Raw genomic sequence first — 406 nt, forward strand, 5'->3', positions numbered from 1 at the left:
GGCCATGGCCCAGGTGCAGCTGCAGGAGTCTGGGGGAGGATTGGCGCAGGCGGGGGATTCTCTGAGACTCTCCTGTATAGTCTCTGGAGGCCGCTTCAGCAGGTATTCCATGGGCTGGTTCCGCCAACCTCCAGGAAAGGATCGTGAGTTTGTAGCAGCTATTAGCTGGAAGGGTGGTAGTACACACTATGCAGACTCCGTGAAGGGCCGATTCACCATCTCCGGAGACATCGGAGACAACAGCAACAACACGGCGTTTCTGCAAATGAACAGTCTGAAAGTTGAGGACACGGCCGTCTATTTCTGTGCAGCAGATTTTCGTCAGGGCTTGACTTATATAAGTTCTAGCCCCCCGTGGCTGGGAAAAGGGACCCAGGTCACCGTCTCCTCACACCACCCATCACCA

Annotated in this window: 1 protein-coding gene; it reads left to right on the forward strand. The window is 55.4% G+C overall.

The genetic code is table 11. The features are described from left to right. Nucleotides 1–4 precede the first annotated feature (4 nt). Nucleotides 5–406 (forward strand): hypothetical protein (locus OO306_RS28225; RefSeq protein WP_265970401.1); only part of this gene is annotated, 402 nt, incomplete at its 3' end.

This window comes from Pseudomonas sp. DCB_AW (genome assembly GCF_026240895.1).
In the GTDB taxonomy this organism is placed as follows: Bacteria; Pseudomonadota; Gammaproteobacteria; order Pseudomonadales; family Pseudomonadaceae; genus Aquipseudomonas; species Aquipseudomonas kermanshahensis.